Genomic DNA, 16940 nt, shown 5'->3' on the forward strand with positions numbered 1-16940 from the left:
TAGTTTGCGTATAGACAAGTAATTAGTTCATCAAAAACAGCATTAATTTAAGTGTAATTTGAACTTTTGTTATTGTTTAATTATACTTAATTTAACTATATTTGAGTAATGAAAAGTAAAACTATCCAAATTACTCTAGTCTATATTATCATATCGTTATTTATGGCGATTGTCTGTCATAAAATACTTACTACTTACTTTTCTAAGACCGAATATTATTTAGTTTTTTTCTTTAAAGATATTTTTTTCATAATTAGTACCGCACTATTCTTCAATTATATACTATCCAAAAACGAGAAAAAAAATATCGCAGTTTTCAAAAAATTAAAAGAAACAAACGAAGAAATTAAAGAATCAAATGAAAAATATGACATTGTAGCAAAAGCAACAAGTGACACAATTTGGGACTGGAAAATTCAGGAAGACAGCATAAATTGGAACAAAGGAATAGAAGGAATTTTTGGTTATAATCCGGCCGAAGTTGGAAAGACATCTAAATGGTGGTTTGACAAAATTCACCCTGAAGACAGCATTAGAATGTCTATCAAATTATACTCTTTTATTGAGCAAAAAACGGAAAAATGGCAAGATCAATATCGTTTCAGATGTGCAGATGGAACCTATAAATACGTTTTAGATAGAGGTTTTCTATTAAAAGATGAAAACGGAAGAGCCATCAGAATGATTGGAGCAATTCAGGATATTACAAAACAAAAGGAAGAAGAACAGCGATTAAAACTTTTAGAAACTGTAATTACACAATCCAGAGATTCAATTTTAATCACAGAAGCAAATTCAGCTGATCGCAAAATACCACGAATCGTATATGTAAACCCGGCATTTTCGCAAATGTCAGGATATCAATCTAATGAGATTATCGGAAAATCTCCAAACATCTTTAAAGGACCAAAATCTGATTCTGAGGAATTAAAGAAACTATTAAAAGCTATAAAAAATGAAGAAGAGTGCTTAATAGAAACCATTACTTACACTAAAAAAAAGGAAGAATATTGGGTAAGATTCTCCATGATTCCAATTTTCAACAATGAAAGTGTTATCACACACTGGATTTCAATACAAAGAGACATCACAGACGAAAAGAAATTAGAAACAGAAAAAGAACATCTTATTAGAGAATTAACTCAAAACAATAAAGATTTAAAACAGTTTTCTTATATCACATCTCACAACTTAAGAGCTCCATTATCTAACCTGATCGGACTTTTGAATCTAATTGAAGACATCCCTATAGAAAACGAAGAACTTGAAGAAATTCTGGGAGGCTTTACCAAATCAACACATTTACTAAACGAAACTATAAATGATCTGGTAAAGGTAATTATCATCAAAGACAATCCTTCTATGCAAAAAGAGGAAGTTTCCTTAAAAGAAGTCTTCGAAAATGTATTTAGTCAATTATCATTTCAAATTGAATTACACAAGCCAATTATTAAACTAAAATTTGATCGGGTTCCATTACTAAACACCAACAAAGCTTATATTGAAAGCATTTTACTTAATCTACTCACGAATTCAATAAAATACAAATCAGAAAATAGAAAATTAAAAATTTCTATTACTGCAGAACAAATAGATCACAAAGCAATATTAACTTTTAAGGACAACGGAATTGGGATTGATTTAGAAAGAAACCGCGACAAAGTTTTTGGATTATATCAACGATTCCATAATTACCCAGACAGTAAAGGACTCGGCTTGTATCTTGTAAAGTCACAGGTTGAAACCATGGGAGGAACAATCAGCATCGACAGCGAGGTGAACAAAGGCACCACGTTTACAATAACTTTTAAAAATTAAAATCATGCTCGAGCAAATTCTGTGCATTGACGATGACCCTATCACGTTGATGTTATGCAAAAAAGTAATTGCAAAATCCGAGTTTTCGAATGAAATTATTACGGCTCAAAACGGAGAAGAAGCACTTCATCACTTCAACACCTTAAAATATACCAACAATAAAAACAAGGTTAACAAAAAACCTGAGTTGATTTTCTTAGACTTAAACATGCCGGTTATGGGTGGATGGGAGTTTTTAGACCATTTTACATCTCAGGATTACGCTGAATTTAATAAGACTGCCAATGTTATTGTTTTATCCTCCACAATAGATCCTGACGACTTAGCCAAAGCAAAAAAATACCCTATTATAATTGATTTCCTTTCAAAACCTATTACACAGCCAATGCTGGAATATCTAAAGAAGAAAATTGATCTTTAAGAAGTAAATTCACTGAACTTCACTTTGACTGTAAAACAAAAAAAAGTCCTCTAAAAGAGGACTTTTTATATCTTTAGGAAATTGTAATTAATTACAATTTAGCAACATGTTTAGTTAATTTAGACTTCAAGTTAGAAGCTTTATTATCATGAATGATGTTCTTTTTAGCTAATTTATCAATCATAGAGATTACAGTTGATAATTTAGAAGATGCATCAGCTTTATCAGTAGCTAATCTTAACGCTTTAATAGCATTACGAGTAGTTTTATGCTGATATCTGTTAAGAACTCTTCTTTTTTCGTTACTTCTGATTCTTTTTAATGCTGACTTATGATTTGCCATTTTGTTTTAATTTTAGATGTAATAATTATTATAGATACTAGTTAAAAAAGAAAAACCTCCCACAATTATAAAAATAATCACTTTGGTTTTAACTAATAAAATAAAAATCGAGACACCAACCTTTATTTTACAAAACTTATTCACAACTAATTTTGTAGTCTGTAAGGGAATCGAACCCCTGTTACCAGGACGAAAGCCTGGAGTCCTAACCCCTAGACGAACAGACCAAATTCATTCTAAGTTTTCTTCAATTTATATATAATTGAAATTTGTAGTCCGTGGGGGAATCGAACCCCCCTTACCAGGATGAAAACCTGGCGTCCTAACCGATAGACGAACGGACCATTTTAATTCTCAGTATTTCAAGAACATTCTCGCAGTAAAAGTAGTAGCCCGTAGCGGAATCGAACCGCTCTTACATGGATGAAAACCATGCGTCCTAACCGATAGACGAACGGGCCTGCTTCTCTAATGCGGATGCAAAAATACAACTATTTTTAAGATGTACAATACCTGATGCAAAAAAAATTAAAAAAAATTAATAAGCCTTCGCAAACAACACTCTTTTCGAAGAGGGATTACCAGTAAATACACAGGTTCCAGCCTCTTCAACAGCGTCCAAAGGGATGCAACGAATCGTAGCTTTTGTCAAATCTTTTATCTTTTCTTCGGTAGCAGCAGTTCCATCCCAATGTGCAGATACAAACCCTCCTTTACCATCTAAAACTTCTTTAAATTCCTCAAAACTATTTACTTCTGTAATATGTGTATTACGGTAGTCTAATGCTTTGTTAAATAAATCAGCTTGAATCTTCTCTAACAAGTCATTTATATAAGTAACAATTCCTTCACCAGAAACTGTTTCTTTTGTCAATGTATCACGTCTTGCAACTTCAAAAGTTCCGTTTTCTAAATCTTTTGGTCCAACAGCAATTCTAACAGGAACTCCTTTTAATTCCCATTCAGCAAATTTGAATCCTGGTTTTTGAGTTGTTCTGTCGTCATATTTAACAGATATTCTTAATTTCTTAAGTTTAGCCGTTAAATCATTTACTGCAGTTGTAATTTCTGCCAATTGCTCATCTGTTTTATAAATAGGAACAATCACAACTTGAATTGGAGCCAAATTAGGAGGCAATACCAATCCTTGATCATCTGAGTGCGTCATAACCAACGCTCCCATCAAACGGGTAGAAACTCCCCAAGAAGTCCCCCAAACGTGCTCTTGTTTTCCTTCGGCATTTGCAAACTTCACATCAAAAGCTTTTGCAAAGTTTTGACCTAAAAAGTGAGAAGTTCCTGCTTGCAATGCTTTTCCGTCTTGCATTAAAGCTTCAATACAATACGTTTCATCAGCTCCTGCAAAACGTTCTGTTTCTGTCTTAATACCTTTTACAACCGGAATTGCCATAAAACCCTCAGCAAAATCAGCATAAACATTCATCATTTTTACAGACTCCTCAAGCGCTTCGGCTTTTGTAGCGTGAGCCGTATGCCCTTCTTGCCATAAAAACTCTGCAGTTCTCAAGAACAAACGCGTACGCATTTCCCAACGAACAACATTTGCCCATTGATTAATCAACAAAGGTAAATCTCTATAAGATTGAACCCATCCTTTATAAGTAGACCAGATAATTGCCTCACTAGTAGGTCGAACAATAAGTTCTTCTTCTAACTTAGCGTTTGGATCAACCATAAGTTTTCCAGGTTTATCCGGATCATTTTTTAATCTATAATGCGTTACAATAGCACATTCTTTTGCAAATCCTTCTGCATTTTTTTCTTCCGCCTCAAACATGCTTTTAGGCACGAATAGTGGAAAGTATGCATTTTGATGTCCTGTTTCTTTAAACATTCTATCTAACTCCGCCTGCATTTTTTCCCAAATAGCATATCCGTAAGGTTTAATAACCATACATCCTCTAACTCCTGAGTTTTCAGCTAGATCTGCTTTTACAACCAGTTCATTATACCACTTTGAATAATCTTCTGATCTTGTTGTGAGGTTCTTGCTCATATTGAATAGTTTGGCACAAATTTTGTTTTAATAATTTTAACTAAATAGTTTGACAAAACTAACTATTTTTGTAATGTGCAACAATAAAAAACACGACAGATATGAAAACTTCTATTACTCTCCGCCAAAACTCAAGTCATTTTTACTTAATTGGATTATTGAGTTTTCTGCTAGCATCGTGTGGTTCATACCAAAATACATCTTACCAAGATAACGACGGTGTATATGGTGGTTCCCAAAGAACGTATGCTCAAAATACTAGTAATGGTACAAACAACCAATATAAAGATTACTTCAGATCATTACAAGACGATAATCAGCCAACTGAAATTTTTACAGATGTTGACAGTTATGGTAATTATGCAGATAGCGACAGCACTCAAACTACCGCAGCGGCTTATCCGGCATGGGGAAGCAGTAATTCTGAAGTTTCTGTTAATGTTTATTCTGATCCAACCTGGTCATTAGGATTTGGTTTTGGAGTTGGATATCCATATTACGGATGGGGTTATGGAGGATATTGGGGGTATCCAAGTTATTGGGGATCAGGCTGGGGCTACCCGGGATGGGGTTATCCAGGTTGGGGATATCCAGGATACTACAGACCTTACTATAACAACTACTCTTATAATTACGGAAGAAGAGGATCTGCTGCTTATTATGGTGGAAGAAATTATGGTTATGACAGAAACTACACTAGTAGAGGAAACTATAACAGAAACTATACAACAAATAGAAATTACACCACAAACAGAAGAGACTATACAACGAACAGATCAAACAGTTATACTGACTTCAGAAGAAGTGCTAATGTAAACGGAAGATCATACAACTCGACTAATCCAAATTACACAAACAGAAGAGGTTCAAGCGCTCAATATAACCCTGGTGATTACAGCAACAGAAGATCAAGCAGTACTACTAACTCAAACAGAAGCTACAACTACAATAACGGTAACAGCAGTCCAACCAGAAGCTACTCTCCTAGCCCATCACGCTCTATGAATAGCGGTGGCGGTGGAAGCATGAGATCATCTGGCGGCGGTGGCGGTGGCGGAAGATCTTACGGTGGAGGCGGCGGAGGAAGAAGATAATCTCTTCTTCTCCCGTTTTCAGAAATCGAAAAATCAAACTAAATCTTACCTAAAATGAAAAAAATATTATTCCTACTTATTACAGGACTAACTGTTAGCGTCTCACATTCTCAAGAAGTTTCGGATGCTATTCGCTACGCACAAGATAACATAACCGGAACAGCAAGATTTAGAGCAATGAGTGGTGCATTTGGAGCTGTTGGAGGTGACTTATCTTCTATAACTGTCAATCCTGCAGGCTCTGCCATATTTTCTAATAATCAGGTTGGGGTAACTTTTAGCAATCAATCTACTAAGAATAACTCTGATTATTTTAATACTAAAACCAGCGAAAACGACAACTCTTTTATACTAAACCAAGCGGGTGGTGTTTTTGTTTTTCATGATCATAACCCAAACAACAATTGGAGAAAGATTACAATTGGAGCAACTTACGAAAACACAAGAAATTTCGATAATAGTACATTTTCAGCAGGTACAAACCCTACACATTCTGTAGGTGATTATTTTTTAGAATTTGCAAATTATGGAAATGGAGGATCTCCTGTCCCTCAAGAGTTTGTTAATCTAGCTAATAATGAAACTATAACCGATCTATATCATTTTCTTGGATCAAATCTACCCAATGGTAAATACCCAAGATTATCAGGCTTTTCAGCACAGCAAGCAATGTTAGGCTATCAAGGTTTTGTAATAAATCCCACTGATGCGAACAATCCAAACAGTACATATACAACAAATGTACCCGCCGGAGGAAATTATTATCAGGAAAACGGAATTTATACAAGCGGATACAATAGCAAAGTAAGTTTCAATATTGCAACTTCCTACAAAGACAGAATTTATTTTGGAGCCAATTTAAATGTTCACGTACTTGACTATAGAAGATCAACAAATTTCTACGAAGATAATGGCAATCCATTTGACCCAACTAAAAGCTTATCAAGTTTACGCTTCAATAATAACTTATACACTTATGGAAACGGCTTCTCTTTTCAGTTGGGGGCTATCGCCAAAGTCACAGAAGCTTTCCGTCTTGGATTAGCCTATGAATCAAACACCTGGTACGATCTTTACGACGAAACTTCTCAAAGCTTGTTCACAACAATACAACCTACTAGAGGACAATCAACCAATAAAACTGTCAACCCAGATGTTGTAAACATCTACGAACCCTATACATTACAAACTCCAGGAAAAACAACTTTTAGCGCTGCTTATGTATTTGGAAAATCAGGCTTAATTAGTGTAGATTATGCAATTAAAGATTATGGAAACACAAAATACAAACCAACTAGTGACTTCAGAGGCGTAAACGATCAAATTAGTAACCAACTAACCAGCAATGGAGAATTAAGAGTGGGGGCCGAATACAAAATAAAACAATTGAGCCTTCGCGGAGGTTACCGTTTTGAAGGAAGTCCTTATAAAGACGGAACTACGATTGGAGATTTAAACAGTTATTCTGGAGGTTTAGGGTACAATTTTGGAGGAACTAAAATAGATTTAGCGTATTCCTATTTAGAAAGAAAATCAAATCAAGGTTTTTTTGATGTAGGATTTACCGATGGTGCAAAAATCACATCGAAACTAAATAATGTTTCTTTGACTTTATTATTTGAATTGTAATTAAGAATAAATATATGAATTGAAATTTCCGCTAGGCTTTACCTAGTGGTTTTTTTTATTTAAAAATTTTCCTACATTATTTAACATTATAAAATATTTTATAGGTTTTATTTTACATATATTAGCTGTTAACCATAAAACATATAATTATGAATCAGCTAAAAACTTACCTTTTTATCTTTCTTTTATTCAATTTTACAGCGCAAGCAACAATTAATCATTCTGAAATTATTGCAAATCCCAAAGTCAATATTGAATTATCAAATATCACAACTAATGGCTTGATCTTACCGAATAACACTATTAGTTTTAACGGCGTTGAGGATTTAGAAATAGAATTTGATATTAAAACATCTTACACCGGAAATAATGCTAAATATCTTGACGGACTTTTAAACTGTTATTACTATGAGCCAAATTCATTTGACAATGAAATAGCACAATATTACAATAACGGCGTTGCTCCACAATATCTTTTTCAAAAGAATGAAAAACTAGAGTACAACAATGGAATTTACAGCTATACCTATAGACAAAAATTACGTTTTAAAAGAAGCATTACCTTCAATACAGGGTGCTCTATTGTCTTTCGTTATAGAACAGAAACTTTAACTGCTGATATTTCAAACAAATTGACCTATAAATTTACTGATGGAACAAAAACAGGAAAAGAGCCATCAAAACTACCGACAGCAAATATAAATTTAACAAACATATCTTACAGCGATGGATCACCTTTAATTAATAATCAAATAATTGTACCTACCTCTAATGAACATGAAACTACAACAACAGAGATAGGAACAATAGAGGTTGATTTATCATTCAATTTCAACTGCACATATGGTTCAAAAATGTATCTTGGTTATTATCCAGGCGTGCAAATCCAAATAGCCGATAATACATCTGTAAGAGCATATTTAACAGAATTTACTACGCCAATTGTAACAAATGGAACATTAACTTTTAAAAATTTAAAAATAAAATCATCTGACTTATCACCAACATCCTATTTAAAAATACGCTTCACATTTCAAGAAGTACAAATAAATTTAAATTGCGCAATAGCAAAAAGTAGCAGACCAATTATTTACAATACCATATCTGACAACCAATCAATATTCGTAGGAGGTAAATCAAAACCTCTAACAGGCACTATTGCGAAACTAAGTCTTGACACATCAAATAAATGGTATACCACTGATATTACAAAATATCAATGGCAACAAAAAACAGGAAATAACAATTGGGCAAATATCATTGGAGCAACATTTCAAAATTATAGTCCAACAAACACATTCATTCAAACTACATCCTTTAGAAGAATAGCGATAAGCAACGAAGGTCTTTATAATTTTAGTGATTATATTACAATTTCTACCATTGCACCCCCGGTAAACACTATTTGTTGCGATCAAATTTTACCATATAACACAAGCCAACCTTCAACATTTACAGGAAACACTTTAGAAAGTTCAACTTCATACCAGTGGCAAATTTCACAAAAACCATCAGAATGGATTAATATACCAAATGCAAATAACCAAAATCATAATTTTATATTTACATACGTCAATGGAAAACCAGGAATTGTAAACAGTGCAGATCCATCACTTTTAGACGCTTCGTTTAGAAGATTAATTATTAAAAACGAAGCTATAATCAGTGTTAGCAATAACATAATTGTTACACGATTGGACAGACAGGATCATTCAATAATAAATCCTACCACTCCTCCTGTAAGAATTGATGCAAAAGGCCGCAGATTTAGTTCTCGCATAATAGAATCAGACCAATTAGAGATCAACAACTTATCAATCTACCCAAATCCTATTATCAACAACTTTTTTATTGAAGGGGCCCTGTAAATATTGAGAACATAAACATATATGATTCTTTTGGCATAAAATTAAACGTTGAAAAATATCAAAAATCTGAAAATTTAATAGAAATTAACAGCTCTAGATTACAATCCGGAATCTTTCTTTTAAAAGTTGACAACACTACTTTTTCTAAGACATTGATAAAAAACTAAATATAAATAGATAAATTGAAATTTCCGTCAAGTCTAACTTGACGGATTTTTTTTAGCCCTGATGGAAGCGGTATCCTTTTTCTCGCTCCTTTAGCGAGGAAAAGATATAGCGGACAGCAGGAATAGCTTCATAAAAAACATCTAAAAGAAACCGAAACAAGCGGTGTTTGAATAAAAAAGTGTAATTTTGCACTCCAATTTATAAAAGTATGAGAACCAAGTCTTTAAAAAAGAACAAAATTAACGTAATCACTCTTGGGTGTTCGAAGAATGTATATGACAGTGAAGTGCTTATGGGTCAGCTTCGTGCAAACGGAAAAGACGTTGAACATGAAGCTCCTGCAGAAAGAGAAGGAAACATTATCGTAATCAACACTTGTGGTTTTATTGACAATGCTAAAGCGGAATCAGTAAACATGATTTTGGAATATGCTGATAAAAAAGACAAAGGATTAGTAGATAAGGTTTTTGTTACCGGATGTTTGTCTGAACGTTACAGACCTGATTTAGAAAAAGAAATCCCGAATGTAGATCAATATTTTGGTACAACTGAATTACCTCAATTATTGAAAGCTTTAGGTGCCGATTATAAACATGAATTATTAGGGGAGCGTTTGACTACAACTCCTAAAAATTATGCTTACCTGAAAATTGCCGAAGGCTGCGACAGACCTTGTAGTTTTTGCGCAATTCCATTAATGAGAGGTTCTCACGTTTCACAACCAATTGAAAAACTGGTTAAAGAAGCGCAAGGTTTAGCTAAAAATGGGGTTAAAGAATTAATCTTAATTGCACAAGACTTAACTTATTATGGTCTTGATATTTATAAAAAGAGAAATCTTGCTGAACTTCTTGAAGAATTAGCAAAAGTAGAAGGTATCGAATGGATTCGTTTGCATTATGCTTATCCTACAGGTTTCCCAATGGATGTTTTGGAATTAATGAAACGTGAACCTAAAATCTGTAATTATATAGATATTCCGTTGCAACATATTTCTGATTCTATCTTGAAATCTATGCGTCGTGGTACTACTCAGGCTAAAACTACTCAATTATTGAAAGATTTTAGAGCTGCAGTTCCGGGAATGGCAATCAGGACTACTTTGATCGTTGGTTATCCAGGTGAAACTCAGGAAGATTTTGAAATTTTGAAAGATTTTGTTCAGGAAATGAAATTTGACAGAATGGGTTGTTTTGCTTATTCTCACGAAGAAAACACGCACGCTTATTTATTGGAAGATAATGTTCCGGATGATGTTAAACAAGCCAGAGCAAACGAAATCATGGAGTTACAATCTCAAATTTCATGGGATTTGAATCAAGAAAAAGTTGGACAAGTATTTAGATGTATCATTGACAGAAAAGAAGGTGCGCATTTTGTGGGTAGAACGGAGTTCGATAGTCCGGATGTTGACAATGAAGTTTTGATCGATGCTTCTAAACATTACGTAAAAACTGGCGAATTTGTTAATATACGAATAATAGAGGCGACAGAATTTGATTTATACGGAGAACCTGCTTAAATTTACGCTATACAATATCAATTTTAGATAAAAACAATCTTATGAAACCTACATTATCATTTTTCCTTTTGGTTTTTACTATATTCTGTTTCAATTCTGTTTCGGCTCAATACGGAAATGGATATAATAATGGTTACGGTGGTGGCGGTTATGGCAATAATGGCTATGGAAGAGGTGGCGGAATGGGAATGGATCGTAGCATGATGGCTGGTCAACAGCAAAGTGCTCCAAGCAAACCTAAAGAAATTCCTGTAGAAGAAACGGCTGCTAAAATTGTTGAACAAATGAAAACGGAAGTAAATCTTGATGAATTACAAGCAATTGCAATTACTAATGTTTTTGTTGATAGCATGAGAGAACAAGGTATTCTTTTGAAAAACGAAAGCAGTAGTCAAGATCAAAAAATTGAGCAAATTAACGCTTTAAGAGAAAGTACTACTAAAAAAATAACGGCTTTTTTAAATCCTGATCAAGTAGAAAAATACACTGCTTTTATGGCTAATTTTAAAGACGTTAAAAAAGGTAAATCAAAAAAGAAAAAAGATTCTAAAGAAAATAAAGAAGTAAAAGAAGATACAGAAGCGGCAAAAATTCAAGAATAATTGTTCGGAACCTCATCTTAAAAAATCTAAGTAACCATGTCAATAAAACATTTTTGTTATCTGATTTTAGCAATTGTTATTACTTCTTGCTCTACAAATCCTTATAAAACTACTGAAAAAGCTTACGATCAACAGCTTAAAACTTTAGAAAACCAAATTACAAGCAAAGATCCACAGGCAATCCCCCCTATTCCACCGGTTGTTATTGATACTTCGTATGCATCACAATTAGGAATAGTAAAAGATACTTTGTCAAAAACAGGATCTACTTATTTACAAAATGGAGTAAATACAGAATGGGTTGGAACTGTAAATTTTAATTTAAGAAAACCTAGTTTTATAGTTTTGCACCATACGGCGCAAGATTCTATTCAGCAAACAATTAAAACTTTTACCTTAACAAGAACTCAAGTAAGTGCTCATTATATTATCTCTGAAAACGGAAAGGTGGTTCAGATGCTTAACGACTATTTAAGAGCTTGGCATGCAGGCGCATCGACTTGGGGTAAAAATACTGATTTGAATTCTTCTTCTATTGGAATTGAACTTGACAATAATGGCTTTAAACCTTTTACGGAAGCACAAATTAGTAGTTTGGTAGCTCTTTTGACAAAATTGAAAAAAGAATACAATATTCCAACTCAAAATATTTTAGGTCATTCGGATATTGCTCCGGGAAGAAAACAAGATCCAAGTGCTTTATTTCCTTGGAAAACTCTTGCTGAAAAAGGTTTTGGAATCTGGCCAGATGAAGTTCTTGAAGAAGCTCCTTTTGACTTTAAAATTGAACAGGCTTTGAGAATTATTGGTTACAATACTAAGAATCTTTCGGCTGCAATTATGGCTTTTAAATTACACTATATTCAAACTGATGTAACGCCAACTCTGGATCGAAAAACAATTGACACGATTTACTCGATCTATAAGAAACAAGTTCAGTAAAAAGTATTTACAACAAGATATAAAAAACGCATTTCCGGAAATCTGGAAATGCGTTTTTCATTTATGGTACATTCTTGTTTTATTTCTATAAAGAATATTCTTCTTCATATAAAAGTTTGCCACGAATTGGGATCAATACGAAAACCTGTGGAGCTATAAAAAATAAGGATCAATTTAACCGCAAAGGGCGCAAAGTTTTTTTTGTTATAGATTAGCTCATTAAACGCAAAGTTCGCAAAGCTTTATCAATATAGCTTTGCGAACTTTGCGTTTATATAAAAACCTTAGGAATAAAAAACCTTTGCGTGCTTTGCGGTTAAAATAATTAGTCAATCATAAAAATCTGTGGCAAAAGAAAATCTTGTTCCAATAAAAAAGCTGCCAAAACATTAGTATGTTTCGACAGCTCCAAAAAAAAAAAAAAATATCAATCTTTATCTCTAGAAAGAGTATGTTGTAGCTATTAATCCGAAGAAAGATCCTCCTGTTGGATTAGCATCTTTGTCTAAGAAAACATCTTCTGATGCTGCGTCGTATCTAAACTCTGGAATTATAGTAAGTTTTCCAACTTTATAATTTAATGAAACTGTGTTTGCAAAAACGTTTGTTCCCGCAACTGTACCTAAACTTGCTGCAGCATCTTTAGCATCAAAATATTCCATTCTGTATGCTAAGCTCAAAGTTGGTTTGAAGGCGTAATTAGCATATCCTACTAATGAAAACCATTCTCCATCTAAAGTGCTATCAAAATCATTTTTAGTTTTAGCATATGTTGCATTAAATCCTAAAGCAAAAGCATCAGTTATTGTTTTTGACGCCACAAAATCTATTTGTGTTTTATTTTCATCAGATGGCACTACTAAAGTTCCCGGAGTAGGATTTGTACTTCCTGAAGTAAAATTCAAATAAGCACTTCCTGTCTCGCCTACATATCCTAATTGACCTATGTATGTTTTTTGACTAGAACCTGCATCCATTGCTGATTTAAAATCAGTTGGATTTGTGATACCAAACATAGCAGTAAATTTTCCAGATGTATACTGCGCTTTTACCCCTGTATTAAAGAACGGTCCGTATGAAAATGCATAAGACATACTGTAGTTTTTATTTCCTATAGCGTCTAATACTTCATAACCAATATGTGTTCCAAAACTACCTGCTACTACTTTAAATTTCTCCGTAATTTGATACGTAAAAAACATTTGTTTTATTAAAAATTTAGAATAAATATCTTTATCTGTTGTTTCATTGTATGAAAATTCTCCTGCTCTTTTTCCGAATCCTAAATCGACAAAAACAGAAGCTTTTCCGAAAGTATGACCTGCCTGAACTGACGCCATTCCTAGTTCAAATGAATCCTGAGAGTTGGTAAAGCTCGTTAATCCGTTCATTTGTTTTGAAAAATCATATTTATAATAAGCATCTGCTGACCCACTCCAAGTTGTTGCTGGCGAAACTGCTGTTTCTGTATCATCTTGGGCAAAGGCAAAAGAGCTCGTTAACATCGCGGCAAAAATGTGTAATACTTTTTTCATGGTTTAATTGGTTTTTAGTTATTAATTGATTTTGGTTAGTTAATCTTTTATATATCTATTTAATAGTATAAGTCATTTCTAAAACCTTCACATTCTCCCCTTAAAACCTCTTCATCTTCATCAGCGAATTTATTAACTTTTGTATGAGTAGAACAATTCAAATCTATTTTTTTGACGTTTTACAGCGAGAATTATGGATTACAAAAATTATTTTAACAATAATCGTGATTTGACATTATAACAGATTTATTTTTGAAAATTCAATAACACGTTTTCAGCACAAACCACTTAAAAAACTCAACGTATATCAAAAAATATCACACAAACTACCAAAAAACACATATAAAACACATTTTAAAAATATATACCCCCATAAAAAATAGGGGTATTTGCAAAAATAAAATTAAAACCACAAAATAGCACTCATAAATACAACCCCAAAGAAACAAAAAAACAAACCGTCAAAATTCCTACAAAAACAAAACACTGATCTTATCAAAACGTTAGTAACCCAATGCCTCAATTTTTCAATTTTAAATCAGTACTTTATAATTAAAACAAAAAAAACCTGTTCAGAATCTGAACAGGTTTACCTCTAAAACAACTCAACAATTTTATTCTTGCGTATTATACTTTCTTAAAAACTCACGAACTTTAATTCCGGATTCCTTCAAATCCTCTACTTTCCACTTTCCTTCTGATTTTGCAGATTTTTTCAAGATAGAACATGTCTCGTCTTTATCAGAAACTGACCAGGTTATCCAGCTTAGCTTTTTAGATTCCATCCAATCTATATATTCCTGCCAGGCTTTTAGGTTTAATGGTCCATCACCGGAAGCTTCCATTCCTGCAGACTCTGAAACAAAAATTGGCAAACCGCTTTTTATAGCATCATCGGTTCTGTCTCTTAATTCTTTTCCATGTGTTGCGGCATAAAAATGCATGGTATACATTATATTATCATATCCTCGAATTGGATCTTCGGCAGGAAGATTTACATCCTGATCCCAATGTGGCGATCCTACCAAAATAATATTTTTAGGGTCATTCGCTCGAATTACTTTAATTACTTCTTCGGCGTAAGCCTTAACTTCTGACCAGGATTCATAATCAGGTTCATTAAAAACTTCGTAGATTATGTTGGGATATTTACCATATTTCTTAGACATTTCGCCAAAAAAAACTTTGGCTTCTTCCAGATTAATATTGTGACTGTGCCAATCTATAATTACATATATATCAGATTTTATGGCTCCGTTTACTACAGCTTCAATTTTTTCTTTTGAGAATTGTGGCTCTTTCAAATACGCCCATTCTCCTATTTCAATTCCCATCGCAGCTCGCACGACATTACAATTAAAATCCTTTTTTAACCAACTAACGGCTTTCTCATTATAAAACCTTGGCCACATACTATGCCAGCCAAAACTCATTCCTCTTAATACAACCGGATTATTATCCTTATCCACTAACTGAGTTCCTGATACGCTAAGTTGCCCATGATGTTTTACAAATTGCGCTTTTGAAACGCAAAACATCAAGAGTAAGGCAATTGTAAAAATTTTGGTATTTGATTTCATAGCAAACTGTTTTTAAGGAATTAATCTTAGCGTAATAACATCATGAGAAGCAATATCGGCAATAAAATTCTTTTTGGTGTTTCCAATTTCTTTATTCTTCCAAAGGTCTTTTAATTTAAAGGTTGTTTTATTGAAATCGGCTTCAAAGCCAAAATCAGCATCTTTAATAGTATGTTTTTTCCAATCAAAATTGACTTTCTTAGCAACTTCACTTCTATTTAAAAAAGTAATAGCCCAATTTCCATCTGATAAAGGTTTTACCCAAACTTCTAATCCATCTTCGGCAGAATATTTAAAACCTTGAACTCCTAGTTTATCCTGATTAACCGCTATTAATTCCTTATTAGTTAAAATTGCCAAGGTTTCTTTTGACATTTTTCTAAAATCATTTCCTGCAATTAATGGAGACGCCATCATTGACCACATCGTAAAATGTGCTTTATCTTCGGTATTTGTCATTCCATCGCCAACTTCCATCATATCAAAATCATTCCAATGATCAGGACCGGAATATTTGCGGATATCTTTACGCATTTCGATAATTTTCATAAATCCCCAAGAAGACCAATTTCCTTCTTCGTGTTTGAACTCACAATCAAAACAAGGATAAATATCTCCTGAAATTCTCCATAAATTCCCAATTGGTTTTCCCCATTCCCAAGGCTGATTATCACCCCATTCGCAAAGACTGAAAACGATTGGTTTTCCTGCTGTTTTAAGTGCATTACTCATTGTTGTATAAGCTTCTTTGGCAGTAATTCCTTGTGTATTACACCAATCGTATTTTAAGAAATCAATACCCAATTTGGCATAAAATCTTGCATCCTGATACTCATAACCGCGTGTTCCCGGATAACCGGCACAAGTTTGGGTTCCGGCACAATTGTACAAACCAAATTTTAGACCTTTACTGTGTACATAATCTATAACAGCTTTCATTCCGTTAGGAAATTTAACCGGATCCGGAACTAAATCACCATTTGCATCACGTTCTCTTGTCATCCAGCCATCATCCAGTACAATATAATTGTAACCCGCAGCCGCCATTCCTGATGAAACCATAATATCTGCGGTTTCTTTTACCAATTTTTCATCGATATTGGTTTCAAATGTATTCCATGAATTCCAACCCATTGGCGGCGTCATGGCAAGACCTTCAAATTTACCTGCTTTTTGTGTGTGCGTATTTCCTTGGCTAAAGCCGAAACCTGATATACTTAATGCAAACAATAGTAGTGCTGCTTTTTTCATTTTATTCAATTTTGATATTTTGTATTATTTTTTTAATCTGTTATTTTAAACTTTTATGTGTAATGGTTTTAACACATAAAAACATAGCTTTTATTTCCTTTAAAAAGGCGTTTCACTTATTTAAAACACACATAGCCGATCCATGTGAAA

13 protein-coding genes and 3 tRNA genes are annotated in these 16940 nt (G+C 33.4%); 8 read left to right on the forward strand and 8 right to left on the reverse strand.

Annotation, left to right across the window (positions count from 1 at the left end):
* The first annotated feature begins 108 nt into the window (after positions 1 to 108).
* Both WN975_RS13175 and WN975_RS13180 read left to right on the forward strand, forming a co-directional pair.
* Positions 109 to 1818 (forward strand): PAS domain-containing sensor histidine kinase, encoded by a 1710-nt coding sequence (locus WN975_RS13175; RefSeq protein WP_099709089.1) that lies wholly within the window; start codon positions 109 to 111, stop codon positions 1816 to 1818.
* Between the two features lie 4 nt (positions 1819 to 1822).
* Complete coding sequence (locus WN975_RS13180; RefSeq protein WP_099709090.1) at positions 1823 to 2239, forward strand: response regulator; 417 nt, start codon at positions 1823 to 1825, stop codon at positions 2237 to 2239.
* A gap of 91 nt (positions 2240 to 2330) precedes the next feature.
* On the opposite strand, the gene rpsT is transcribed toward WN975_RS13180, so the two are convergent.
* The 5 genes from rpsT to proS all read right to left on the reverse strand — a co-directional run bounded on the left by rpsT (position 2331) and on the right by proS (position 4599).
* The gene (gene rpsT, locus WN975_RS13185; RefSeq protein ID WP_017495211.1) at positions 2331 to 2582 is read right to left on the reverse strand and encodes a 30S ribosomal protein S20; all 252 of its coding nucleotides are present in this window, start codon (positions 2580 to 2582) and stop codon (positions 2331 to 2333) included.
* Between the two features lie 155 nt (positions 2583 to 2737).
* A tRNA-Glu gene (locus tag WN975_RS13190) sits at positions 2738 to 2809 on the reverse strand.
* A 45-nt stretch (positions 2810 to 2854) separates the two neighbouring features.
* Positions 2855 to 2926 (reverse strand) — tRNA-Glu (locus WN975_RS13195).
* Positions 2927 to 2971: 45 nt separating this feature from the next.
* Positions 2972 to 3043: transfer RNA gene (locus WN975_RS13200), tRNA-Glu, on the reverse strand.
* 77 nt (positions 3044 to 3120) lie between these two features.
* Positions 3121 to 4599 (reverse strand): proline--tRNA ligase, encoded by a 1479-nt coding sequence (proS, locus tag WN975_RS13205; RefSeq protein WP_337966946.1) that lies wholly within the window; start codon positions 4597 to 4599, stop codon positions 3121 to 3123.
* 101 nt (positions 4600 to 4700) lie between these two features.
* On the opposite strand from proS, the gene WN975_RS13210 reads away from it, so the two are divergent.
* From WN975_RS13210 to WN975_RS13235, 6 genes are all read left to right on the forward strand, one after another.
* Positions 4701 to 5693: a hypothetical protein gene (locus WN975_RS13210; protein ID WP_337966947.1), complete on the forward strand. Its 993-nt coding sequence runs from the start codon at positions 4701 to 4703 to the stop codon at positions 5691 to 5693.
* A gap of 54 nt (positions 5694 to 5747) precedes the next feature.
* Positions 5748 to 7322, forward strand: a complete 1575-nt coding sequence (locus WN975_RS13215) for an outer membrane protein transport protein (RefSeq protein WP_337966948.1) — start codon at positions 5748 to 5750, stop codon at positions 7320 to 7322.
* A 149-nt stretch (positions 7323 to 7471) separates the two neighbouring features.
* Positions 7472 to 9190, forward strand: coding sequence for a hypothetical protein (locus tag WN975_RS13220; RefSeq protein WP_337966949.1), 1719 nt, complete (start codon positions 7472 to 7474; stop codon positions 9188 to 9190).
* A 376-nt stretch (positions 9191 to 9566) separates the two neighbouring features.
* Positions 9567 to 10880, forward strand: coding sequence for a 30S ribosomal protein S12 methylthiotransferase RimO (rimO, locus tag WN975_RS13225; RefSeq protein ID WP_337966950.1), 1314 nt, complete (start codon positions 9567 to 9569; stop codon positions 10878 to 10880).
* Between the two features lie 41 nt (positions 10881 to 10921).
* Positions 10922 to 11482 (forward strand): hypothetical protein, encoded by a 561-nt coding sequence (locus tag WN975_RS13230; protein ID WP_337966951.1) that lies wholly within the window; start codon positions 10922 to 10924, stop codon positions 11480 to 11482.
* Between the two features lie 36 nt (positions 11483 to 11518).
* Positions 11519 to 12424, forward strand: coding sequence for an N-acetylmuramoyl-L-alanine amidase (locus tag WN975_RS13235; RefSeq protein ID WP_337966952.1), 906 nt, complete (start codon positions 11519 to 11521; stop codon positions 12422 to 12424).
* 440 nt (positions 12425 to 12864) lie between these two features.
* Here WN975_RS13235 and WN975_RS13240 read toward each other — a convergent pair whose 3' ends face one another.
* The 3 genes from WN975_RS13240 to WN975_RS13250 all read right to left on the reverse strand — a co-directional run bounded on the left by WN975_RS13240 (position 12865) and on the right by WN975_RS13250 (position 16790).
* Complete coding sequence (locus WN975_RS13240; protein ID WP_337966953.1) at positions 12865 to 13959, reverse strand: outer membrane beta-barrel protein; 1095 nt, start codon at positions 13957 to 13959, stop codon at positions 12865 to 12867.
* A 614-nt stretch (positions 13960 to 14573) separates the two neighbouring features.
* Positions 14574 to 15539 (reverse strand): glycoside hydrolase family 5 protein, encoded by a 966-nt coding sequence (locus WN975_RS13245; protein WP_337966954.1) that lies wholly within the window; start codon positions 15537 to 15539, stop codon positions 14574 to 14576.
* A gap of 12 nt (positions 15540 to 15551) precedes the next feature.
* Entirely contained in the window at positions 15552 to 16790 is a 1239-nt protein-coding gene (locus WN975_RS13250; RefSeq protein WP_337966955.1) for a glycoside hydrolase family 27 protein, read from the reverse strand.
* Between the last annotated feature and the right edge of the window lie 150 nt (positions 16791 to 16940).

It is taken from the genome of uncultured Flavobacterium sp. (assembly GCF_951805225.1).
Lineage (GTDB): Bacteria > Bacteroidota > Bacteroidia > Flavobacteriales > Flavobacteriaceae > Flavobacterium.

Bases quoted from the DNA above. Each gene is read 5' to 3' on its own strand.
- WN975_RS13245 (WP_337966954.1), bottom strand. From the start codon at position 15,539: ATGAAATCAAATACCAAAATTTTTACAATTGCCTTACTCTTGATGTTT.
- WN975_RS13215 (WP_337966948.1), top strand. From the start codon at position 5,748: ATGAAAAAAATATTATTCCTACTTATTACAGGACTAACTGTTAGCGTC.
- proS (WP_337966946.1), bottom strand. From the start codon at position 4,599: ATGAGCAAGAACCTCACAACAAGATCAGAAGATTATTCAAAGTGGTAT.
- rimO (WP_337966950.1), top strand. From the start codon at position 9,567: ATGAGAACCAAGTCTTTAAAAAAGAACAAAATTAACGTAATCACTCTT.
- WN975_RS13250 (WP_337966955.1), bottom strand. From the start codon at position 16,790: ATGAAAAAAGCAGCACTACTATTGTTTGCATTAAGTATATCAGGTTTC.
- WN975_RS13235 (WP_337966952.1), top strand. From the start codon at position 11,519: ATGTCAATAAAACATTTTTGTTATCTGATTTTAGCAATTGTTATTACT.
- WN975_RS13175 (WP_099709089.1), top strand. From the start codon at position 109: ATGAAAAGTAAAACTATCCAAATTACTCTAGTCTATATTATCATATCG.
- WN975_RS13180 (WP_099709090.1), top strand. From the start codon at position 1,823: ATGCTCGAGCAAATTCTGTGCATTGACGATGACCCTATCACGTTGATG.
- WN975_RS13210 (WP_337966947.1), top strand. From the start codon at position 4,701: ATGAAAACTTCTATTACTCTCCGCCAAAACTCAAGTCATTTTTACTTA.
- WN975_RS13230 (WP_337966951.1), top strand. From the start codon at position 10,922: ATGAAACCTACATTATCATTTTTCCTTTTGGTTTTTACTATATTCTGT.
- WN975_RS13220 (WP_337966949.1), top strand. From the start codon at position 7,472: ATGAATCAGCTAAAAACTTACCTTTTTATCTTTCTTTTATTCAATTTT.
- WN975_RS13240 (WP_337966953.1), bottom strand. From the start codon at position 13,959: ATGAAAAAAGTATTACACATTTTTGCCGCGATGTTAACGAGCTCTTTT.
- rpsT (WP_017495211.1), bottom strand. From the start codon at position 2,582: ATGGCAAATCATAAGTCAGCATTAAAAAGAATCAGAAGTAACGAAAAA.